The sequence below is a fragment of the Calothrix sp. NIES-2098 genome (assembly GCF_963875125.1).
Classification (GTDB): domain Bacteria; phylum Cyanobacteriota; class Cyanobacteriia; order Cyanobacteriales; family Nostocaceae; genus Aulosira.
In genome coordinates, this window is record NZ_CAWNKJ010000001.1 from 5,381,421 (window position 1) to 5,405,181 (window position 23,761).

At 41.3% G+C, this 23,761-nt stretch carries 20 protein-coding genes and 1 tRNA gene; 10 read left to right on the forward strand and 11 right to left on the reverse strand.

Annotated elements, in window-relative coordinates:
• Positions 1 to 106 precede the first annotated feature (106 nt).
• Positions 107 to 505 (forward strand): RidA family protein, encoded by a 399-nt coding sequence (locus AACU33_RS22660; protein ID WP_096590777.1) that lies wholly within the window; start codon positions 107 to 109, stop codon positions 503 to 505.
• Positions 506 to 528: 23 nt separating this feature from the next.
• On the opposite strand, the gene AACU33_RS22665 is transcribed toward AACU33_RS22660, so the two are convergent.
• The 10 genes from AACU33_RS22665 to AACU33_RS22710 all read right to left on the reverse strand — a co-directional run bounded on the left by AACU33_RS22665 (position 529) and on the right by AACU33_RS22710 (position 10,776).
• Positions 529 to 1,332, reverse strand: a complete 804-nt coding sequence (locus tag AACU33_RS22665) for a GNAT family N-acetyltransferase (RefSeq protein ID WP_096590778.1) — start codon at positions 1,330 to 1,332, stop codon at positions 529 to 531.
• A 660-nt stretch (positions 1,333 to 1,992) separates the two neighbouring features.
• Positions 1,993 to 2,913, reverse strand: coding sequence for an NAD(+) kinase (locus AACU33_RS22670; protein WP_096590779.1), 921 nt, complete (start codon positions 2,911 to 2,913; stop codon positions 1,993 to 1,995).
• A gap of 6 nt (positions 2,914 to 2,919) precedes the next feature.
• Positions 2,920 to 3,225 carry an NADH-quinone oxidoreductase subunit NuoK gene (nuoK, locus tag AACU33_RS22675; protein WP_006199065.1) on the reverse strand — a complete coding sequence of 102 codons (306 nt, stop codon included), beginning with the start codon at positions 3,223 to 3,225 and terminating at the stop codon, positions 2,920 to 2,922.
• Between the two features lie 51 nt (positions 3,226 to 3,276).
• On the reverse strand, positions 3,277 to 3,930 hold the full coding sequence (locus AACU33_RS22680) for an NADH-quinone oxidoreductase subunit J (RefSeq protein ID WP_096590780.1): 654 nt from the start codon (positions 3,928 to 3,930) through the stop codon (positions 3,277 to 3,279).
• A 102-nt stretch (positions 3,931 to 4,032) separates the two neighbouring features.
• Positions 4,033 to 4,617 (reverse strand): NAD(P)H-quinone oxidoreductase subunit I, encoded by a 585-nt coding sequence (gene ndhI, locus AACU33_RS22685; RefSeq protein WP_096590781.1) that lies wholly within the window; start codon positions 4,615 to 4,617, stop codon positions 4,033 to 4,035.
• 132 nt (positions 4,618 to 4,749) lie between these two features.
• On the reverse strand, positions 4,750 to 5,868 hold the full coding sequence (gene nuoH / locus AACU33_RS22690) for an NADH-quinone oxidoreductase subunit NuoH (RefSeq protein WP_096590782.1): 1,119 nt from the start codon (positions 5,866 to 5,868) through the stop codon (positions 4,750 to 4,752).
• Between the two features lie 461 nt (positions 5,869 to 6,329).
• Entirely contained in the window at positions 6,330 to 7,466 is a 1,137-nt protein-coding gene (locus AACU33_RS22695; protein WP_096590783.1) for a citrate synthase, read from the reverse strand.
• Positions 7,467 to 7,578: 112 nt separating this feature from the next.
• Entirely contained in the window at positions 7,579 to 8,073 is a 495-nt protein-coding gene (sixA, locus tag AACU33_RS22700; protein WP_096590784.1) for a phosphohistidine phosphatase SixA, read from the reverse strand.
• Between the two features lie 72 nt (positions 8,074 to 8,145).
• On the reverse strand, positions 8,146 to 9,432 hold the full coding sequence (locus AACU33_RS22705) for a DHH family phosphoesterase (RefSeq protein ID WP_096590785.1): 1,287 nt from the start codon (positions 9,430 to 9,432) through the stop codon (positions 8,146 to 8,148).
• An 846-nt stretch (positions 9,433 to 10,278) separates the two neighbouring features.
• Complete coding sequence (locus tag AACU33_RS22710) at positions 10,279 to 10,776, reverse strand: HNH endonuclease (protein ID WP_086683665.1); 498 nt, start codon at positions 10,774 to 10,776, stop codon at positions 10,279 to 10,281.
• A gap of 453 nt (positions 10,777 to 11,229) precedes the next feature.
• On the opposite strand from AACU33_RS22710, the gene alr reads away from it, so the two are divergent.
• From alr to AACU33_RS22755, 9 genes are all read left to right on the forward strand, one after another.
• Complete coding sequence (alr, locus tag AACU33_RS22715) at positions 11,230 to 12,417, forward strand: alanine racemase (protein WP_096590786.1); 1,188 nt, start codon at positions 11,230 to 11,232, stop codon at positions 12,415 to 12,417.
• Positions 12,418 to 12,556: 139 nt separating this feature from the next.
• Positions 12,557 to 12,638 (forward strand) — tRNA-Leu (locus AACU33_RS22720).
• A gap of 800 nt (positions 12,639 to 13,438) precedes the next feature.
• On the forward strand, positions 13,439 to 14,500 hold the full coding sequence (locus AACU33_RS22725; protein ID WP_096590787.1) for a response regulator: 1,062 nt from the start codon (positions 13,439 to 13,441) through the stop codon (positions 14,498 to 14,500).
• 55 nt (positions 14,501 to 14,555) lie between these two features.
• Complete coding sequence (locus AACU33_RS22730) at positions 14,556 to 14,933, forward strand: response regulator transcription factor (protein ID WP_096590788.1); 378 nt, start codon at positions 14,556 to 14,558, stop codon at positions 14,931 to 14,933.
• 4 nt (positions 14,934 to 14,937) lie between these two features.
• Entirely contained in the window at positions 14,938 to 15,435 is a 498-nt protein-coding gene (locus AACU33_RS22735) for a chemotaxis protein CheW (protein WP_096590789.1), read from the forward strand.
• A 57-nt stretch (positions 15,436 to 15,492) separates the two neighbouring features.
• Positions 15,493 to 18,321: a methyl-accepting chemotaxis protein gene (locus AACU33_RS22740; protein WP_096590790.1), complete on the forward strand. Its 2,829-nt coding sequence runs from the start codon at positions 15,493 to 15,495 to the stop codon at positions 18,319 to 18,321.
• A gap of 89 nt (positions 18,322 to 18,410) precedes the next feature.
• Positions 18,411 to 21,437 (forward strand): hybrid sensor histidine kinase/response regulator, encoded by a 3,027-nt coding sequence (locus tag AACU33_RS22745; RefSeq protein WP_096590791.1) that lies wholly within the window; start codon positions 18,411 to 18,413, stop codon positions 21,435 to 21,437.
• 81 nt (positions 21,438 to 21,518) lie between these two features.
• A complete protein-coding gene (locus AACU33_RS22750) occupies positions 21,519 to 21,956 on the forward strand; it encodes a TOBE domain-containing protein (RefSeq protein WP_096590792.1) in 438 nt (145 codons plus the stop codon).
• Between the two features lie 704 nt (positions 21,957 to 22,660).
• The gene (locus tag AACU33_RS22755) at positions 22,661 to 23,239 is read left to right on the forward strand and encodes a Crp/Fnr family transcriptional regulator (RefSeq protein ID WP_096590793.1); all 579 of its coding nucleotides are present in this window, start codon (positions 22,661 to 22,663) and stop codon (positions 23,237 to 23,239) included.
• 91 nt (positions 23,240 to 23,330) lie between these two features.
• Here the strand turns inward: AACU33_RS22755 and AACU33_RS22760 are convergent, their stop codons facing one another.
• Complete coding sequence (locus tag AACU33_RS22760) at positions 23,331 to 23,615, reverse strand: DUF427 domain-containing protein (protein ID WP_096590794.1); 285 nt, start codon at positions 23,613 to 23,615, stop codon at positions 23,331 to 23,333.
• Positions 23,616 to 23,761: the final 146 nt, after the last annotated feature.

Consider the following 23,761-nt stretch of genomic DNA (forward strand, 5'->3'; position numbering starts at 1 on the left):
AATTTTCCAGAATTACTATAAAAACTTTTAAAAGTAATATTAATTTGAGTATTGAGAAGCAAATTTATAATAGAATTTTTAAAGTTCCCATTTAACTTGGCTTACTATGCAAATCCAACGAATATTTTCTGGTGCTGCTTGGGAATCTAAAGTAGGTTACTGTCGTGGCTTAAGAGTTGGAAACCAGATTTATATTTCTGGGACTGCACCAATTGATGCAACAGGTGGCGTCTTTGCTCCGGGTGATGCTTATGCACAAGCAAAACGCTGTTTTGAAATTATCCAACAAGCTTTGCAAGAATTAAATGCAGACTTAAGCAATGTGGTAAGAACTCGAATGTTTGTGACAGATATTAGCCAATGGGCGGAATTTGGCAAAGCACATCAAGAATTTTTGGGAGAAAATCCACCAGTTGCAACTATGGTAGAAGTTAAATCTTTAATAGACCCAGCAATGTTGATTGAAATTGAAGTTGATGCGTTGGTTAATACTGAGGATAATTGAGATGTGAGATTTTTTAGAGCAATCTACTTCTTCAGAAAACTATGCGAATGCCACCTAGCAAACTCTTCGATATTCGATATAGTTAAAAAATCAATGGTTTTGAAGTAGCGATCGATAGCTGGAAGGCTACATATTTTTGCACCAATATTCAAGTATGCTTGCACAATATTAGGAATATTGACATTACATGAATCTGGACAATTTTGGGGAATTTCTATAGAGTATTCTGTATTTGGATAAACCAAAATACTTGGATGCATCAACTTATTGACCAGAAAATAATGATAAGCACAAGCTGCTTGCCAAGGATTTTGCGTTAATAGAGATGCACAACCAAAAAAATATTTGTTTTGACTACGGATTAAATAATTTGCTAGTCCTTCCCAGAGTAATAAGAGTGCTTGGCTATTACGGTATTCTTTAGCTATGCAGGCACGTCCAACTTCCACAGACATCTGAAGAACATCATCAGGAATACCATTAAGATTAAAGATATCAGCAGCATCAAAGCCCAATCCTTGAGAAGCCATTGTATAGGTTTGCATTCGATAGGTGCCGATTGTTTTACCAGTTAATTTAGAAATCAGCATTAAATGATGGCAAACTGCATCAAACCTATCTCGATCCATTTGCGTAAGGCTAGAATTAGAAAAACCTAGGCCTAGTTCAAGATTAAAGACTTCAAAGCGCAAACGAAATACTGATTCTAATTCTTCTTTAGTCGCAGCGAGTTTTAAGATATAGTTTTTGCTTTCAATTACAGGAAAGTCTATTAAATTTGAAGCAGGATTCAGTGGGTTATCAGTATTGTGGTAATAAATTTCCATCTGTCTTCCTACTGGGGATGGGAAAAATATCTTATGAGAAGCGGTGTACAAATAAGCTACATCGTGTATTAAATTGTTGAAGCGCAATGGTCTTATATTGTAGATATTTCTGCTTGTAAACCTTATTTTTGATAACTTCTCCTTAAATATATATTTAGTTGATTTCTTCTAAATTCCTGTCAAAAAATCTGAAAGAGTAATCACAGTTAAGACTGAAATAATTAATCACAGTAGACGCGCAGGGGATGCACGCAGATAAATCAAGCAAGATGTTGATTAAAAATATGTGATTTTTATAACTTAAACTTTCGGAATTGAACCGTATTTTCCTAAAGGTAATTGCATTGATATGTATTCCTTTTAGGATATTGTCTACCTGTCAGAGAACATTGAAATCATTAAAGAGGTGAAGAATAGGGTGTTAGTATTATGAATATAATTGGCGAAAAAATCTGGCAATAAGATACAGAATTTTTTATTATGTATTTGATCTATCTATTTAGCCTAAAAGAGGTAACAAGCCCACGAATTTATCCGTAGGCTTGTATAGTTTCTGCACCAATTATCCCATGACTTCCGTATGAAATTGCTCTTTGTACTGGAGAGAAGAGCAGCGAATTCAAAAGGCAAGGAATGTACAATCAATTAAGGAATGTACAATCAATTGCGGTGATTATTACTGTAGCGAACCCTAGTACCAGCCCAAAGCAATTTCTCTCGTAGGGTCTGATAATATGAATTGTTCTCTCGCAAAATAATAAACTTTGCTCGACAATCGGCCATCCGCACATCAACGCGGTGTCCTGGCCAAATTGAAGTAGCTAAAACTCCATCTGTCCACAACTTGGTACTCAAATCGTAATCCCCCAAAGGCCAAACGCTGACCACGGAACCAGGGGGTAAGACGAGAGGACGACTAGAAAGACTCATGGGACAGATAGGAGTGATAGTCACCGCTTCCATACCATCGTGCATAATTGGGCCGTTGGCAGAAACGGTGTAACCAGTAGAACCAGTGGGAGTGGAAACAATTAACCCATCCCCAACATATTGATCGACAACCTCACCGTCAATTTCCATTTCTAAAATTGAGGTAATCATGCGATCGGCAGAAGCGGGTTTAACACAGAATTCATTCAAAGCCAGATAGCGATCGCTTACTGGTTCTAAATTCGAGCCATAGCCTTCAAACACTGCTGCTTGCAACATCATCCGCCGCTGAACAGCATAGCGGTCTTCAAACAGCCTGTCCCAAACTTTTTCTGTATCCTGAAATTCTTCAACTGACTCAGTTAAGAACCCCAGATGGCCTCCTACATTCACTCCCAGAATGGGGATGCCAACTGGGGCTAAATGTCTCGCACCAGTCAACACAGTGCCGTCACCACCAAGTACCAATGCCAGGTCGATGGGTTGCCCGACTGAAGCCAAAAATACCGGATAAGGGTTATCTTTGGGCCCGCTAGGCCCCATTAAAACCTGACACTGGCGGTTTTCGAGTTGTTTAGCACAGATTTCTGCCCAGCGTTTACTCTGGGCATCTCGCGCTTTATAAGCAATGATTACCTGCTTGAGTTGCACGCACAATTACCACTTGAGGAGATTAAACTGCTCCATATCGACGGTATCACGGTTGCGATAAATAGCAAGTACGATCGCCAAACCTACCGCCGCTTCGGCTGCGGCCACAGTAATCACAAATACGGTGAAAACCTGACCCTTAATTAATGTTGAGTCGAGAAAATTGGAAAATGCCATTAAATTCAAATTAACAGCATTGAGCAGCAACTCAATTGACATCAGCACCCGCACAGCGTTGCGGCTGGTAATCAAACCGTAGATGCCGATACAGAATAAAGCAGCTGCAAGTAATAGAAAGTACTGGAGTTGCATGAATCTTGTGAGTTTTTATTTAGATATCAGTTGTTAGTTGTTGCTTTCTCATCACTCGCGACGAGAACTACCACGATAAACCGGAGAATCACCAGATTCATTGTTAATGTTACCTATTGCTGCCATTTCTCTGGGGCGTTCGGGCAAGGTTAAAACGGTTTGTGGCAATTCCGAAGGTGTTACTTGGTCTGGTAAGTATTCGCGACGTGCCAAAATAATTGCTCCTACCATTGCCATCAGCAACAACACAGAAGCTAATTCAAAAGGTAGTAGAAAGTCACTAAAGAAATGCTGGCCAATCAACACGATGGAACTTTCAAAAGCTACAGGAGCAGTTGCATAAGCCCAAGGGGTAGCCAAAATCATCGTACTCAAAAGTCCAAATAATCCCAGACTAACCACAGCTGTCAAGATTTTTCGCAGCCAAGCGCTAGGAAACGGTGCAAAATTCTGCCGCTTGTTAACCAACATAATCGCAAACAAGATCAGCACGTTAACTGCGCCAACATAAATCAATACTTGTGCTGCGGCTACAAAGTCACCATTTAGTAACAGGTACATCCCAGCAATGCTGATGAATACGCCACCAAGCAAAAAGGCAGAATAGACGATACTAGAGGACAACACTACACCTAGTGCTGCTCCAATCATCATTACAGCCAGTATGCCAAAGGAAACAACCTGTACTCCTTCTGCTAAATTCACTGTTTTTTGTCCTCAATTACTTGTCATTAGTCAAGGGTCAAGAGTCAAGGGTCAAGAGTCAAGTTGAATTACTCTGGACTTTGGACTTTGGACTTTTGACCTTTATTTTTCTGCTTGTTCTACCAGGTCTTGGGGAAGCGCACCAGCACGGGGTGCATCGGCGGGTAGGTCGTGGGGTTCTAGGACACCTTTGGGTAAGTAAACTAATTCGCGTAGTGGTGTCACCATTGGGTCATTTGTTACCTTATAAGGCAAACGCCCCAATGCTACATTGTCATAGTTCAACTCATGGCGATCGTAAGTGGAAAGCTCATAATCCTCTGTCATGGATAGACAGTTGGTTGGGCAGTATTCCACACAGTTACCGCAGAAGATACAAACTCCAAAGTCAATGCTGTAGTGATTGAGCTTTTTCTTCTTGCTGGCTTTGTCAAATTCCCAATCGACTACAGGTAGGTTGATCGGACAAACGCGCACACATACTTCACAGGCGATACACTTATCAAACTCAAAGTGAATTCTGCCGCGAAAACGTTCGCCAGGAATTAGTTTTTCGTAAGGATACTGTACAGTAATTGGCCGCCGCCGCATATGGTCGAAGGTGACAGATAATCCTTGACCGATGTAACGTCCGGCTTGCACTGCTTCTTTGGCATAATCGCCAACTTGTTTGAGGAACTTTAGCATCGTGTTTTACTCTCTCTTGTGTCAGTTGTCATTGGTCATTCTTACAAAGTTCTGATCGGAGGAAACCTCCGCTCAGACTTTGCGCTTTTTCATTGGTCATTTGTGAAATAACTCATGACTCATGACTTGTGACTAACCACCGAAGGCTACGGGAAAAGCTAGTTTCAGGGCTGCGGTTAATAGAAGATTAACCAAACCAACTGGTAGCAAGAACTTCCATCCTAAATCTAACAATTGGTCAATCCGTACCCGTGGTACTGTCCAGCGCAACAGGATGGCGACAAATACTAGCAAGTAGGCTTTGAATACGGTCATAATAATACCCAAAGAAGCAGTTACTACTTGCAAGACGGGATTTGCTTCACTGACTCCCAACCAATTAGCGATCGCCGTAATCGGAATCGGAAAATCCCAACCGCCTAGGTATAAAATAGCAACCAGTAAGCTAGAAAGTATCAAGTTAACGTAGGAACCGAGGTAGAATAAACCGAATTTCATCCCGGCATACTCGGTTTGATAACCTGCTACTAGTTCTTCTTCTGCTTCGGGTAAGTCAAAAGGCAAGCGTTCGCATTCGGCAAGGGCTGCTATCCAAAAAATCAGAAATCCCACAGGTTGCCGCCAAATGTTCCAACCTAAGATCCCGTAGCCCGATTGCTGGTTGACAATATCAACGGTGCTAAGGCTATTAGACATCATCGCGATCGCTAGCACGCTCAAAGCCAGAGGAATTTCATAGCTAATTGACTGCGCTGCTGCCCGCAATCCCCCTAAGAGTGAGTATTTGTTATTGGATGCATAACCAGCCATCAACAAGCCAATTGGCTGAATGCTAGATAGGGCAATCCACAAAAAGACTCCCATTCCGACATTTGTAATGACAATATTCTGTCCAAAGGGAACAATCAGAAAAGACAGAAACACTGGAATTACAACAATAATGGGGCCAAGAGTAAACAGCCAAGGGTCGGACTTGGCTGGTACTATATCTTCCTTAAATACAAGCTTTAGACCATCTGCGACCGGCACTAACAACCCAAAAGGACCCATGTATTCTGGGCCAATCCGCTGCTGGGCTGCGGCGGAAATTTTTCGCTCAAGCCAAGTGGCAACTAGTACCCCCACTGTTGCTCCAATGAGCATCAGTATCATGGGCAGAGGCATCCAAATAGCTTTGGCTGCATCTGGTGGTAGTCCTAAATCCGTGAGGGATTTAATAAAAGTTCCTTGGAGGTCAATTCCTGAGTTCATGTTTCCGCTCTTTAAGTCATCGAGTCATGGTGAGTTACAACTATTAGTAAAGTTAATACTTGTAAGTTCACCCTTTAATATCTCTACCGCTAAGACGCCTAATTGAATATTGATTGCTAATTCCATGCCTAGTATATCGTTGGATGGTTTTAGCCCCTCTACAGAAATTAGAAGTTCTACTTATGGAAAGGATTGAGATTTACGCATCAAAACCCTTGTTTGCTTTCAGAGCTAGCATTAAAAAGTTGAGACAGTAGAAGCTTACAGTGAGATAGGCAAAGGGCATCGATCGCTGAGAATTCTCTTCAATCGTAGTTTTACTTTTCCCTAAGATCTCTTATTCTTCCAGTCAGACAACACAAAGTATCCGCTTCCATTTTGGCAACGGTCTTCGCTTTACACAATATTTATCTTTCCCCCAAAAACTTGGGGGATGGTATAGCTGGCAGTTGGACTGACCATTAGCGTTGGTCAATGTCAATATAGGGAACTTCGTGCCGACCGTTGTAAATTTGAGTGGGGCGGAAGATGCGGTTTTCTTCGAGTTGTTCTTTCCAGTGTGCTAACCAGCCAGCAACACGAGCGATCGCAAAAATTGGTGTAAATAAGTCTGTGGGAATTCCCATTTTCCTATACACTAAACCGGAATAAAAGTCAACATTAGGATAAATCCCTTTGTGACCCAGTTTTTCTGCTACCACCCGTTCCATTTCTTGGGCAATTTCATAATATTTGTCGTCCCCATATTTGGAAAACAACTTTTCTGCCAATTCTTGCAAAATCGTGGCTCTGGGGTCTTTTACCTTATAAACACGATGCCCAAAGCCCATTATTTTAGCTTTGCGTTGCAGCAGATCTTCAACATAGGGACGTACATTGGCTACCGAACCAATTTCTTCAAGCATTTGAATTACTTCTTCATTAGCTCCCCCATGCAGCGGGCCTCCCAAGGTTCCCACCGCACTAGCAACTACAGCATAGGGGTCTGTGAGCGTAGAAGCTGTCACCCTAGCACTAAAGGTAGAAGCATTCATTGTATGCTCGACATGAAGTATCAAGCAGACATCAAAAATTCGCGCTGCCAAAGGATCGGGTTCTTTCTCGTGCAGCATATACAGAAAGTTCCCGGCGTAGTCTAAGTCATCCCGCGGACGCACGGGGTCGTTACCCTTGCGCATCAACTGAAACGCCGCTACCATCGTAGGAATAGTTGCTATCAAGCGAACAACTGCATCCCGGATGTAGACGGGATTATGTAAATCCCGCCGGGAGTAAAACAAGCCTAATGCCGCGGCCGAGGCTTGTAGAGCGTCCATTGGATGACCGCTTTCTGGAAAACATTTCATCATATCCCGGATGCGATATTTAATCCGCCTGTGATGGCGAACTTCATCCTCAAATGCTTCCAGTTCTTCTTTGCTGGGCAGTTCACCCCAGATTAAAAGATAAGCAGTTTCCAAAAATGTACTCTTTGCTGCTAGTTCCTCAATCCGGATACCACGATATTCTAGTATTCCCTTTTGCCCGTCAACATAGCTGATACTGGATTGGGCAGCAGGAATGCCTTCCAAACCGGGCTTGTATTCGCACACCGACATGGCAACACCATCTGCTTTGTGAAAGATTTGCTCAGGCTAACTTACCAGAAATCGTTATTGCAATAACAGTGACAGTTATAACCTAAGTTCTTTCATAACTGTTAAAAAACCGTTATAGCAAGTACTTGGGTGGTGTCAACCAATACATCTGACTACGACCCAGAGGCGAGCCTATTTCTGGTAGTTTTATCCCGATCATACCTGCTTTTTTCAAGACTAAGCTTGCTTTGACTTCTCCCCAAAGAAGAATTTCTGCCCATTGGCTCAAATCAGGTTCGTGTCCCACCAAAGCAATTTGAGTATTTTGGGCATAATTTCTCGGTTTTAACCAGTTTTCCCACCAAATCTGAATATTACCACCAGGAGCAAGGTAGTGGCATTCCTCCATCTGAGAACTTAGTCCAGCTGCCGTGAGGATTTCTGCTGTTTGGCGTGCCCTAGCTAAGGGACTTGTAGCTATCAAATCAAAGTGTAAATCTAGCTGGAATAGTCGATGAGCAACTTTCTTAGTTTTTTGTCTTCCTTCCTTGGTGAGAGAACGCTCCTCTTCTTTAATCTCAGCAGACCTCTCTTGGGCTATACCATGTCGAAATAAATACAGTTCCACAATTTTGTCCTCGATCCTTTATCCTTTGTCATTTGTCTTTGGTAAAAACGACAAATGACAAAAGACAAATGACTACTCTGACTGAATTGGGTTGTCTTTAGGATTAACTAACTTCAGCAGCTTTTGCTTGATTTGAGTATCGAATACTTCCCATTTCATTTTTGCATAGGCAGAGTTTTCGTTACCGCCCGATAAGAAACCCATTGGAATTTCAAAGCCGCCTGCACCTGTCCTACCTCCACCAAAAAAGCGCCCATTACTATCTTGGCCAAAGGCTTCCTTGATAAATTCATCAGGATCGAGGGTGAGTTTAGTAGTTCGTAGCGAGCCGATAACTACTTCTAGTTCGTCATCTTCATCGTGAACGATACCGTAAACTACGGCAGTGTGAACGTTTTCTTCGGTCACTAAGAAATCTGCTGCTTGGGGGATGGCATCGCGGTCATCATAGCGGATGTAACCAACACCAGCAATGGAAAAGTTATTTTGAACAATGCGGTTTTTGAGCGCACGCTCAATCACATCCATTACTCGCTTAGAACGATTTGCCTGTAGAATTGCGTTCAGCAGCTGGGCATCATAAAATCGGCTGAGATAGGCAGCAGCCATAAAATCTTCTTCTTGTGCTTGCATCAGCCTATTTGTATCCGATCGCAAGCCATGCATCAAGGCAGTAGCACATTTAACGTGCTGGTTGATGCTGCTATCTAAGGTCAGCAATCCTGCCTGAAGATATTGAGTAAAAATTGTTGCTGTTGCTCGCACATAAGGACGAAGATCGGCGAATTCTGGCTTCAGATCTGCCTGTGTACTGTGATGATCGATGACTGCAACTAGGGGAATACCTGCTTGTTGTACCGTTGACAACAGCTGACTTGTGGTTCCCTGGTTATCAATTAATACGAAACCTTGGTAAGATGACAAATCTTTACCTTTTAGGGTTTGCAGCGTCCAGCGCTGGGCAGGTAAATTAGTGAGCTTGACTAGGGCAATATTCTCCTGGTGGCTCAAGGTTCCAGCATAAATAATTTCACATTTGATATCGTATTGCTGGGCAATTAACTGGTACGTCCAAGCACAAGAAAGGGCATCAGGGTCAGGAAAATCTTGCAGAATTATTAGCTGACGTTCGTGTCGGTGTGCTAAAAGGGTCTTTTGCAGCTCTTCTGACTTCTGAGACACCAAGGAATTACCACGCTGAACTAGATAGACACCTCCTTCACTGGTTGATGGCGGTACGGAGGTTTTGCTAACTGGGACTTCAACGACAGGAACTGCGTCTATTTCAGCATCCTCTTGGTTCGGCTCTGTGGTCAATGACAAACTCTCAAACTGCATCAAAGAAGAATTCAATTGCATATGGAATGTTTGTGTAAGCGAGAGGCTCCATTCATTAGTTAAGAAATATTACAATCAGTCTTTCACTGATTTCGCCACATATTACGATCTTCGCAAAAATAGAGCAGCGTGGCACTATATATCTCGGTCTATTTTTTAGCAGTGAAAATAATTAGCATTTAGCAGATTCCACTAGCTTATTTATATAGATTCTGGAAGATAGCATACTTAGTATTTAGCAATACATTTCAAGAAAATATAATTTTTTCATCTTTTTTATTTTTCTTTTTTACAGAAAAATAAACGTAATGTTTTTGCCGATTGCTGGGCTAATGACTAACCTTTAAAGACACACATTTTGTGGGTGTAGAGGCTAGCTTTTATGCCGCTTGCTTTACACAATTATGCTGCTAATTAGATATTTTTTTGCGATTTTTCACGGTTTTAGACTGATGTTTTATAAGTAGGCTTTTAAATCATTTTTCAGAGGTAATCATTAACTAGGAACGGATGACGGGTCATAATCCGATCCTAGTGAGGAATGCGCAATTAACAATTATTTTTATTGTTAACGAAAATTGCCCTTTTATGACCTACCTTAATAATTATGCAAATCTAGCTCGTAAACTTGAATTTTTACTGTGGTAAATGGTATTATCAAAAACCGACAATTTCTTATTCTACTAGCTAATGCGCTGACAAGCTGTAGAAATGCAAATTTCAAAGCACAACAAGCTACTGTGATGAACCAGGTTCATCAAGTTTGCAGTTGCTTTTACCACCTAAGATAATTTCCCGGACAGTGTCAAACAGGAACATCCTTTAGGTGATGTCAGTTGTAGGCTCTAATGATTGAGATAAGTAGTGTCAAAGTCCTATTACATACTTTTGCCACTCTTGGTGTAATCCACTCTTCAGGTGTTTACTAACCTCAAAATAAAGGCTGCTGTAAGGTTGGCGGGGGGGATGACGTAATAGCATATGGGCTTCGTGGGGTGTGCGACTGCCTTTCTTGACATTGCAACGCACACAAGCAGTGACAATGTTTTCCCAGCTATCTCCGCCGCCACGCGATCGCGGGATTACATGATCTAGCGTTAACTCATCCCCGGTGTAACCGCAATATTGACAAGTATGACTGTCGCGGTGCAAGATATTTCGGCGTGTCAGAGGAATTTCTTTATAGGGAACGCGCACATAGTGACGCAACCGGATTACAGTTGGCAATGGAAAATCCGAGTACAGGAATTTACCGTTGTGTTCAACGCGTTCTGCCTTGCCTTTTATCAACAAAACCGCAGCGCGACGCCAGCTCGTGATATTGAGCGGTTCGTAAGAGGCGTTTAGGACTAAAACCTTCCCCATTGGTAAGCGCTCAAGGTATTAGTTTTACATATATTAACACAAATATACTCTAGCTGAGAGATGAGAATAAATTATACTTCCGCCATAATTCTCAAAATAGTTGCTCAGTGTTAGATAAATATATTACATAACAACTACAGAGGAAAGTTCGCTTCAAAGCTTAATTTTTAAGGCTATTGAGGATATTTTCCTTTAGGCTTGCTAAGGTTCGGTTGTTAAAATCACTGAAACTTCATAGCTAATCATGGAGTTGCAAGTCCTCTAAGACAAAACTCGTTGAGCAAAAAACTTTAAGGAACATTGCCTTAGATCAAGCACAAATCATCTATGTAGCGTCTTGTGAAAATTTCATAATCAAATGTAAACTTCCAGATTAATCTGATTCATTTTCAGAGGAAGGGAATAGATAAATCATCAGGGAATTCAGTAGTGGTGTGATAGGAGTGAGTGAAAATGTTAAGTAGCAAGCAAACGCCTGGTGTAGCTTATGACCAAGAATGCGATACGTATGCCTGGTTCTCTCAACGTGCTTGGGTAGAGATTGATTTAGCCGCTTTGTCCCATAATGTAAGGCAATTAGTTGGGTTGTTATCGCCATGTACCCAACTCATGGCAGTAGTGAAAGCTGATGCCTATGGACATGGAGCTGTAACAGTGGCTCAAACAGCATTAGAATCAGGAGCTAGTTGGTTAGGAGTCGCAACAGTTCCCGAAGGCATTCAACTGCGAGAAGGCGGAATCAAAGCACCAATCTTAATTTTAGGAGCAACCCACACACCAGAACAAATTCACGCGATCGCTCACTGGAAACTACAGCCCACACTATGCAGCCCCAAACAAGCTTTAGTGTTTTCAGATACTCTAGAAGCCATGAATTACGGTTCTCCCTTACCTGTACATATTAAATTAGATACAGGTATGTCTAGGTTAGGAACTAACTGGCAACAAGCCGGGGAATTTGTGCAGTTAGTGCAACGCTTACCTCGTCTGGCGATTGCTAGCATTTATTCCCACTTGGCAACAGCAGATAGTCCTGATACCAAGATCATGAAACAACAGCATAGACGATTTGAGGAAGCGATCGCTCAAATCAAAGCTATGGGTGTAGAACCACCTTGCTTGCACTTAGCAAATTCAGCCGCTACTCTTGCAGATTCAGCTTTGCACTACAATATTGTCCGCGTGGGTTTAGCAGTGTACGGACTCTATCCATCTCCTCATTTAAAAAATCAAGTCAACCTCCAACCTGTTTTACAAGTTAAGGCGCGAGTTACTCAAGTTAAAACTATTGCTGCTGGAACTGGCGTCAGCTACGGACACCATTTTATTGCTGCTAGCGAACTACGCCTTGCCGTTGTGGGTATTGGTTATGCTGATGGTGTCCCGCGCAATCTCTCCAATAAAATGCAGGTGTTAATTCGCGGTCAGCGCGTACCTCAGATTGGCACCATTACAATGGATCAGTTGATGGTGGATGTGAGTGCTATTCCCGATCTCCAAGAAGGAGAAGTAGTTACTTTACTTGGGGAACAGGGCAAAGAAAAAATTACCGTTGATGATTGGGCAGAAAAACTAAATACGATTTCTTGGGAAATTCTTTGTGGATTTAAGCATCGTCTACCAAGAGTTGCGATCGCGTAGCCCTAAATCCATCACAAACTCTAAAGAAAGAAGGTAAAAATCTGTTCTTTACCTTTTTTCTCGATCTAGCAAGATTTTAAAATTTTGAGTTTTTAGCTATTTCCATAAATAAATTGTTGTGTTAGAATAGGAAACTGATGCGGATGTGGCGGAATTGGCAGACGCGCTAGATTTAGGTTCTAGTTCCGAAAGGAGTGAAGGTTCAAGTCCTTTCATCCGCACTTTTAAGAGATAGCTGCCCCAAACTAGTTGCATATTTTAGTTAACTTGGGTTGACTGAGAATACAAGTATTTAAACTTTATTGCTGCACGGTCTGATAGTTGAGGCTTTCAGGCTGTCAGTTGTGATTTAGCTAGCTATTTCAGCCTTGAGTCGGCAAATCTATCATTCGCCAGCTGTATCTGGAGGGTGAGGAGGTTTTCAACTCAGCGAACTGGCATCAAAAATCTTACTCTACAATAGATTTTCTTTTTCTGCTGGCAGTGTTCTTCGCTAAATTATCACTATTGTTTGGCGATCGTAATAATGACAGATTAGGTCAATTAAAAAACTAAATCTAATTACAGCCCAGTAAAAATAAAAGTAATTTATATCACTTTTAAGTAAGTATACTTATTGTTTAATAAACAGTAAGTTGAGTTTTCGTGCTAATTTATCTCAGGGTAAATACTTAAAATATTAGGTCAATTTTATTAGCTAAACAGTATTATTACTTGCAAAATTTGAATAAAGGCTACTAAAAGGTATTTTGCTTCATCTAGTCTTTAAATTTTATTTATTAATTGTCCAGACATCTCTGATAATCTCAGTATAAGTAAGTAAATTGACAATAACTTCATAATTGATTAAGACTTTATAATCTAAAAACAAAGCTATGACTCAGTGTATCTATAAATAGAACGAATATTTTTGTATGTTATGCTACAGGGCACCAATATTTACTAGCTTGATTGGGAATGTATAACAGCGTCTGTACAAGTTTAACTTACACGTATTGAATTTAGCTGAAGTAAAAGCAAAATGAGCACAACTCCTATAGGTAGCTACAAGTTGTTCCAGAAATTACATCCGATATCGCTGTTGGCACAACTCACCAGTCGGCGTGCTACAGGATGCTTAAGGGTATATACAGAGACTACTTCTTGGTCGATCTATCTAGAGGACGGTAAACTAACTTATGCCTCTTATTCAGATAAAGTATTTGAAAGGCTTGATAGTCATTTGCGGCGCTTGAGTCAGAAAATTCCGACTCTCAACAGCGCTACTAGGGTGCAAATGCGGCTGATGTTTGAAACGAATAATGAAAATCAATCAACATCTAATGCTGATTATCACGCTATCTGCTGGTTAGCTGCTCAGGATTATATTACTTCTCAGCAGGCAGCAACCTTAATAGATGAATTGGCTAAAGAAGTTCTGGAGTCATTCTTAGCTTTAAAAGAAGGTAGCTATGAATTTAATCCTGAAATCACCTTAGATGGATTACCAAGATTTTGTAGTTTGGATTTACGGTTAATCGTCGAACACTGTCAAAAGCAGCTGAGAAATCGGCAAATTACTCAGTCACCACTTCCATCTGCTGGAAGTTCCCCAGTCTTAACACAAACTCAGTCGTCGCCATCTCAAAGCAATTTGGCACAACAATTACCTAAACCCAATAATTTTACTTTGACTGAGGAGAGAAATTATAAGTTTAGTCACAAACAGTTTAGTAAGGGGCTTTATACGATCGCCTGTATTGATGATAGCCAAACCGTGCTGAATTCTATTAGGCACTTTTTGGATGAGGAAACATTTTCTGTTGTATTAATTAACGATCCGGTCAAAGCTTTAATGCAAATACTCAGGAGTAAACCCGATCTAATTTTACTAGACATCGAAATGCCCAATTTAGATGGTTATGAACTCTGTTCTTTACTGCGGAGGCATTCACAGTTCAGAGACACACCTATTATTATGGTGACGGGCAGAACAGGATTTATCGATAGAGCAAAGGCAAAAATGGTCAGATCTTCTGGCTATTTAACAAAACCATTTACACAATCAGATTTGCTAAAAATGGTGTTTAAACACCTCGGTTAATTTTTAATAAATATATAGTTAGTAAAACCGATAGCATTTGTTAGGAGATTTAGTAGTGAGCCTTACTTTGATTGGCACAATTCTGGTTGTTGAAGATTCCCCTAGTGAATTAGAACTAATGAGTTATTATCTCACAGAAAGTGGCTACAACGTAATTTCAGCTACTGGTGCTAAAGAAGCTTTACAAAAAGCCTTATCACAACAACCAGATGTAATTGTTACTGATGTAGTTATGCCAGGAATGAGTGGATTTGAATTATGCCGTTATCTGAAAAAAAATCCAATGACACAAAAAGTTCCCATTGTAATTTGTAGTTCTAAGAATCAGGAAATTGATCGATTATGGGCAATGAAACAAGGAGCTGATGCCTACCTCACAAAACCATATACTCGGGAACAACTTTTACGTGCTATTAAATCAGTAGCAATTTGAACCCATGAATAGTCCAAGCAATGCACTTCCCGCCAAACCTATTCCTAATAATTTAGGCGATGGCTATATCAAGTTTCAGCTAAATCAACAGACTGCGGCGATTTTATCAATGAGGCACACGCAAGAAGCAATTATTGTGCCTGTTGAGTCTGTCACCTCCATGCCAAATATGCCTGCTTGTATTCTAGGATTAATGAATTGGCGCAGTCGCATAATTTGGGTAGTAGATTTGCCAAGAATGCTCAATTTAGAATCTTTAGATAATAGGCGGCGGCAGTACAATGTGATTGTTGTGCGGGTGGAATCAATTCTTTTAGGCTTAGTTGTACAAGAAATAAAAGGTACAGCTAAGTTTTTGGCTGATGAAATTTGTTCTCCTTTAGGACAGGTAGCATCCAGTTTAGTACCGTATCTATGTGGATGTGTTGGGCAACAACAAGAGATATTACTGGTATTAGATGCACAGGCTATTGTCCATTCTTCGATTCTTCGCAGTGATTAGGGTGTACTACTAAAAAAGGCTTTTGAGGGTTCTCATTCACATATCTAGAATTAATTTATGTTTAATAAGACTGACACGGCTAAGAGTAGTGACACGCAAAATCGCTCATCATTAATTTCATCTCAAAAACTTTCTAATCAAGCAGTCAAACAAGCGCATAAACTGACTCATGAAACTGCTAATAACTCTTTTATAGAGAAAGCAGCTAGTTATTTTAATAGACTCAGTTTGGGGACAAAAGCTACAGTATTAGCGATCGCGATCGGGACTCTCCCAACATTAGGAATTGGCGCGATCGCTTACAGCTTTGCCAATAACTCAATTAACAAGCAAATTACTAAAGCGCAAGAAGCAGAAACTATTGGCTTGCTCGACAAAGTTAATCGTTATATTTTAGGGCGCTTTGGTGATATTCAAGTTCTTTCTAAGCGGCTGTTTTTGACAAATCCTCAAGTGAGGCAAACAACCAGTCTGGAAGAAAAACAAGCAGTTTTAGATAGCACGATCAAAGCCTACGAAGCTTATGACAGTATTGCAGTCTTCGATCTCGAAGGTAATGTAATTGTCCAGTCTACAGGAGAATCCTTAGAAAATCATAAAGACCGCCAGTATTTTCAAGATGCGCTTAAACAAAATACTACTGTTATTAGTCAGCCAGAAAAATCAAAAAGTACTGGTGTGATGAGTATTCACATAGCCGCACCTATTAAAGACTCAATAACAGGGCAAAATATTGGTGTGGTGAGAGCGCGAATGCCTTTAAAAGCTATAGAAGAAACTATCAAAAACTATGCAGGCAAAGGGCATGATTATCAGTTAATAGATCGGTCGGGTAAAATCTTTCTAGCTACGCAAAATAATCAAGAAGGTAGAGAGGCGAAAGCAGAGTTTCCGGGTTTAAGTAAAGTCCAAGGACAAAAACAGGTAAGTAGTTTCACGACAATTAATAAACTGAATCAAAAACAGCAGCTTGTGAGCTATGTACCCTCTCTTAAAATTGAAGGTTTACCAGATTTAAAATGGGATGCGCTGATTGCGACTGATACAGCAATTACATATGCACCTCAAAGAGAATTATTATGGACTATCGCAATTGGCACCGCATTAACCGCATTTATTGTCGCAGCGATCGCCGCTTGGTTAGCTAAACGAGCCACAAAGCCAATTTTGATTGCTACAGAAGCAGTGAGTAAACTTGGCGAAGGTCAACTGAATACTCGTTTACAAGTACAAAGAGCAGACGAACTCGGAGTCTTGGGTATTAATATTAACCAAATGGCAGAGCAATTACAAATATTGCTAAGAGAACAAGAGCGAGAAGCAGAAAGAGTCAAATTTATTGCAGATATTACTTTAAAAATTCGTAAGAATCTCATAACTGAAGATATTTACTCAACAGCAGTAACCGAAATTCGTCAAGCACTGAAAACAGACCGAGTAATTATCTACAAGCTAAATCCCGAAAATTGGGATGGGGTCGTTGTTGCTGAATCTGTGACTAATGATTGGCCGAAAACGATCGGCGCGCGCATTGATGACCCTTGTTTTCGCGAACGTCATGTAGAACTTTATCGCGCAGGACAGGTAAGGGCGATCGCTAATATTTATCAAGAGCCAAACTTGTCTGATGCCAACTGTTACATCCAAACCTTAGAAAAATTTGCAGTTCAAGCTAATTTGATCGCACCGATTATTACTCAAGATCAACTATTGGGTTTATTGATTGCTCATCATTGCGAAAGTCCGCGAATTTGGCAACAGCCAGAAATTGATTTGTTTCAACAGACAGCAATTCAGATTGGCTATGCCTTAGAACAAGCTAGGCTCCTAGAAGAATTAGAAAAAGCCAAATCTGCTGCTCAACAAGATACCAAAGAAGAACGCCAACAAAAAGAAGCACTGCAAGCCCAACTTTTAGAATTATTAAGTAACGTAGAAGGTGCAGCCAGCGGCGATCTTACGGTACGTGCTGATGTGACAGCTGGAGAAATTGGCACTGTTGCTGACTTTTTTAACTCCATCGTTGAAAGCCTCCGCGATATTGTCACCCAAGTTAAACATGCTGCTACTCAAGTAAATACTGCGATCGGTTCTAACGAAGCAGCTATCCGCCAGCTAGCAGAAGAAGCGCTAAACCAAGCGGCGGAAATTAACCGCACCTTGGATGCTGTTGACCAAATGACTCATTCTATCCAAGCTGTAGCCGAAAATGCCCAGCAAGCAGCGATCGTTGCCAACAATGCTGCTCAAACTGCAACTAGAAGTGGGCAAGCTATGGATTTGACCGTACAAAACATTCTTTCTTTACGGGAAACTGTGGGTGAGACTGCCAAGAAAGTCAAGCGTTTAGGAGAATCTTCGCAACAAATTTCCCGCGTGGTGTCTTTGATTAACCAAATCGCTGTCCAAACTAACTTGCTAGCGATTAACGCGGGAATAGAAGCTGCACGTGCAGGCGAAGAAGGTCAAGGTTTCGCCGTAGTTGCAGAAGAGGTTGGGGAATTAGCCGTTAGAAGTGCAGCTGCAACCCAAGAAATTGAACAAATTGTCGAGAACATCCAACGGGAGACCAGCGAAGTAGTACAGGCGATGGAAGTGGGAACTACCCAAGTAGTCGAAGGTACGCGCATTGTCGAAGATGCGAAACAGAGTCTCAATCAGATTTTGGACGTATCGCGTCAAATCGACCGCCTAGTACAGTCAATTTCTGAGGCTACTGCATCTCAAGTAGAAACTTCCCAAAATGTTAGCAATTTGATGAAAGCGATTGTGGCTGTCTCACAGCGTACCAGCGATTCTTCCCGCCAAGTTTCTGAATCTTTACAACAAACGGTGGAGATTTCCCAAGAATTGCAGGAAACTGTCGGTACATTTAAGGTTAGTTAGTTCTAGGGTCATTGCTGATGACAAAGACAACCGATCGCTATCACAAATCCTTTATTAGACGCGCATTAGCTTAACAACCAACCAAAGCCATGTCACAGGACAAAGAACTGGAAATCCAGATGCAGTTTCTGGAAGAAGCTACAGATTATCTCAATACTCTAGAAGGAGTATTGCTAGAAATCGACACCAGTAATCGCATCGACTCAGATAAGATCAACGGGGCACTACGAGCAGCTCATTCCATCAAAGGTGGTGCGGGAATGATGGGATTTCGCACCCTCAGCGATTTAGCCCACCGCTTGGAAGATTCTTTTAAAGTTTTAAAAACTCGGAAAAATTCTTTAGAAATTGACACCCAGTTACAAAGTTTACTGTTATCTGGTGTTGATTGGTTGCGGCAAATAGTGGAATTGCTTTCAGAAGGCAATGTCATCGAAGAGCAGTGGTTAGAAACCTTTTGTTACCCAGTTTTTGACGAGCTGCATCAGCGTTTGGGCGACCCAGTTCCCGAAGACGCGACAACCATGCTCTCACCAGAAGATGGGCAAGACATTATCCCCTTGCTGTTTGAAACAGAAGTGGAAGGGTGTTTGCAGCGCCTAGAATCTGTGTTAGCAGATCCAACCCAGCCTTGTTTGCAAGAAGAAGTGACAATCATGGCGGCTGAATTGGGTGGTTTAGGAGAAATGCTGCAATTGTCAGCTTTTACCCAGCTTTGCGAGTCGATCGCCCATCACTTAGAAACAGCTAAACCCAATCAAGTTGCAGAAATTGCCCAATTAGCATTGCAAGCATGGCGGCGATCGCAAGCTTTAGTTCTGACGCATCAAATAGAGAGTCTACCTACAGAGCTAAAATTAGACGAGCTAGAGAATGTTAATCTCTCACCCAAACAAGCCGCAATCGCGGAGTTTCTCGCCACAGATACATCAGAAATTCTCGCCAGCGATTTCTTGCGATCGGAAGCAACAGAGGAAAGTTGGAGCGAAGCAGAGGCGATCGTTGCTGCCGATTTTGAAACTTTAGATGTAGAATTTGCTGAGAATATTCCAGAGCCAGTCAATTTCCTCAATCCCAGAATTGTAGCAGCTCGCGAAATTCCCGCCACAGAATACAAACTCATCGAACGCAAAGCCGAGCCAATTGCTAATGGCAAAGACCGTGACGTTCATGAAAATACAGTCCGAGTTCCCAGCAAGCAACTCGAGCAAATCAACGATTTATTTGGGGAACTGATTATTCAGCGCAATGGGCTGAACTTACAACTAGAAAGATTGCGCAAACTCGTCCGCAATCTCAGCCAACGCGTCCAAAGTCTCGATCGCGAAAATCAAGAACTCCGGGCAGCTTACGATAAAATTGCTACTCAATCTGTAGGCTCATCTGGGATGCTGTCATTTACAGACGAGCAACCGCATTCGTCAGACATCAGCACTAACTTTGATGTCTTGGAAATGGATCGCTATAACGAATTAAACCTGCTGTCGCAGGAAGTTATGGAAACCATTGTGCAAGTACAAGAAGTGACAACTGATGTGCAACTCAGCGTTGATGATACAGATCAGATAGCTCGCAAGCTGAATAAAACCTCAAAACAGTTGCAAACCAAGCTGACACAAGTCAGGATGCGCCCCCTATCAGATTTGGTTGAGCGTTTTCCGCGAGCCATCCGCGATTTGAATGTTGAGTATGGCAAAAATGTGCAGTTAAAAATTGAAGGTGGCAACACCTTGATTGAACGTAGCATTTTGGAGGCTTTGAACGAGCCTTTAATGCATCTGTTAAGGAATGCCTTCGATCATGGTATCGAAGATTCAGTCACCCGCCGGAACTTAGGTAAATCAGAACAAGGCTTAATTGAAATTAAAGCTACTCACCGTCGCGATCGCACAATTATTACTATCCGTGACGATGGTCGGGGTATTTCTTTAGAGAAAATTCGCGATCGGGCACTAGCGATGGGGTTAGATGCTTCGCTGTTAAATAGTGCTAGTGATGAAGAACTACTATCACTGATCTTTGAACCCGGATTTACCACCTCCGACCAAGTCACAACCCTATCGGGTCGCGGTGTGGGTATGGATGTAGTGCGCAACAACCTCAGACAGGTACGGGGAGATATTAAAGTTGATACTGAGCCAGGAGTGGGAACTACCTTCACCCTAGCAGTACCATTTACGCTTTCAGTCGCCCGCGTGCTGTTAGTCGAAAGCAGCCGGATGCTATTGGCATTTCCTACAGATGTTGTTTCCGAGATATTTTTACTGCAAACCGAACAGGTTTTTGCGATCGCAGGTAGCGAATTTATCAATTGGCAAGGAGCAATGCTGCCATTAATTCGCCTCGGTAGCTATTTAGAGTTTAACGGCCCTCGCTACGATAACCCAGAATTGGAAACTCCTCCAGCTATTAATGCCAGCAGTATATTAATAGTCAAAAGCAATAATCAATCAGTGGCTATCCAAATAGACCGTTGTTGGGGCGAGCAAGAAGTTGCGATTCGGCAAGTAGAAGGTAATATCCCCCTACCAGAAGGCTTTGGTAACTGTACTATTCTTGGTGATGGTCGCGTAGTCGCCCTAGTCAATACCAGTGAGTTACTCTATGCAATTGCTAGTAATCAGCGCACATCGAGAAACAATCAATTACCATCAGCTCGATTAAAAACAGCCTTCCTGTTCCCCCAAGATGACAAACAACTAGTGCCTGCTGACAGCAGGAAAAGCACTATTTTGATTGTCGATGACTCGATTAATGTGCGCCGCTTTTTAGCCTTAACTCTCGAAAAAGGAGGGTATCAAGTAGAACAAGCAAAAGATGGTCAAGATGCTTTAGAAAAGCTTCAGAGTGGACTGCAAGTTCAGGCTGTAATCTGCGATATTGAAATGCCTCGTCTTGATGGTTACGGCTTTTTAGGCCGGATCAAATCCAATGATGAGATGAAAAATATACCAATTGCTATGTTAACCTCTCGTAGTAGCGATAAACATCGCCAACTAGCAATGCAATTGGGCGCACGCGCTTATTTCTCTAAACCTTATAACGAACAAGAATTACTGCGAACACTACAGGACATCATTATGTCCGCAGATGGTGCAGTAGTGTCTCATAATTAAATTCATCTTAGTTCTAGAGGATTCACCCTTGGTAGGATCGTAGCAAGATCAAAAGTACATACCAACTAAATTGGTAAAGCTATGCCAAGAAAAGAACAAGGATGGGTAACATTTCAAACTTCAGAAGAAGAACGCAAAATACTGGAAGAGTTCTGCAACCAGTCTCAGCGTACTAAGACAGAAATTTTACGGGAATTGGTACGCGGTCTTAGCCAGTACTCTTCACCAGCAGTATCGCCATCTACTAAACAGGATGTAAAAAAAGATTTTGACACTGCTGAGGTAGAAATTAGCAGTCAAAAGAAACCATTAAAAGTTAGTTCGCGTAATATTCTTAAGGGAGTTGTCAAACGAGTAATTACAGGAGCTGTTAATACGGAAGTGACTCTAGAGATTGTTCACAAAGTTGAGCTAACTTCTATGATTACTAGAGTCTCAGCAGAAGAGTTGGGTTTGGTTGAAGGAACTGAAGCCTATGCAGTTATTAAGTCCAACGACATTGTGATTGCTAGGGAATAAAAAACAACTTTTCAATAGTTTCTGCTGTTGAAGATCAAAACAGCCTTTTTCGCTGAAGATGCTACAGCGATGCTCATTAGTATCAAGTGAACCACCCCACCCGATAGGCGAGTACCGCAACTTAGACTTCCACCGAAAGTTTCGGTCTGATCTCTCCTACAGCAGAGACGGCTGAACCAAAGTATATGCACAGCCGTTGATAGAATCTTTTGATCGGGATAAGGTTGATACGCTATCAAAAGCGTAGGTTTTTTATTAACAGGTGAGTTAAGACACTTATTTGAACGCCAGAATCAGCTTTTCTAAGCTTGTCTTACTTATCCAAAGTCTGAGCATCAGCTGACGATGTTCAGACTTCTCTGCGGTCAAAAACTAGACTTGTCAGCAATTATCTAATCTCTGTACTCTACACTCAATTCCACTGCCAGTTGATTTACAGTTAATGGCAATGTAAATAATTCTGACAATCCACCCTAACCTACCGATAGAGGTATAGTTATTTATTTACTTCTGTGTTATGGATAACCGGAGAATAACTATGCTTGACTGGTATACCGATATTTACACATAGATGATATGTGTGCTAAATCTGCTTAGGCTGATGTCAAGGCAAGTATTAAATTATCCTAAACCAATTCTTGCATCTAAGCTAATTCCGATAACTTCTAAAGCAACTCCACAATTTTCTCTACCAAAATATTTCTATGATCTATTCCGCTAATTTGTCTTATGACTCTGCCATTAAAGAACAAATTCCCCATCGCTTATTTGCTAGGCGCGAAATGATACCCCCACGCAATGATGTACTGTGGCGAATCGAACGTGGAGCAGCTCGTACCTTAACGTGGAGTGAAGAAGGCACATTTATTACCTTGGGTTACTGGGGTACTGGAGATTTAATCGGTTCTCCTTTGTCTAAAGTCAAGCCTTACCAAATTGAGTGTTTAACTAATGTAGAAGTCAGTATAGTACCACCTCATCTTTGGTATCAGGATGTCAGTGCTTTACTTTCTCACATTCAACAGGCAGAGGAACTTTTAAGCATAGTGCATTGTAAGCCGATGTCTCTGCGTTTATGGCAATTTTTAGTCTGGTTAAGCCGGAAATTTGGTCGTGAGGTAGAACAAGGTCAACTGATTGACCTGAATGCTACTCATCAAGAAATGGCAGAAGTATTGAATACAACAAGAGTAACGGTAACACGCCTTTTACAGCAATTTGAAGAGGAAGGAATACTGTTACGTCAAAAACGCCAGTTGATATTGCGTTTGACAAATAGATGAATCAAAAAATTTTCTTATATTCTGGTGGTTGAGTTTTATCAACCACCACAAAAATAATTACTTCCAGATGCGTGGAAAAAATTAGATTCTACTAAGCCTCAACTTTGACACCACGCCAGAAAGCAACATAGCCTTCAATATTTTTTGCTTTTTCTTTGGTACTAGGGTAGTACCAAGCAGCATCTTGATTAACTTGCCCATTCACTTCAATACTATAATAACTAGCAACACCTTTCCAAGGGCAAGTAGTGTGGGTATTGCTCTCTTTGAAATACTCTTTGTTAATAGCCTCAGGCGGAAAGTAATGATTACCTTCTACAACTATAGTATTATCGCTCTCGGCTAAAGTAGCGCCATTCCAAATTGCTTTCGGCATGAGTAACCTTTACCAATAAACTTGATTAAATAATTAGTAATTCGGAGTTTGTAATTCGTAATTAACACAGTTAAAGAACTAAAACTTAATTAAAAGTTAGGTAAGATTTCGTAAGCACCAGCATTGATTCTAACTACGAATTACAA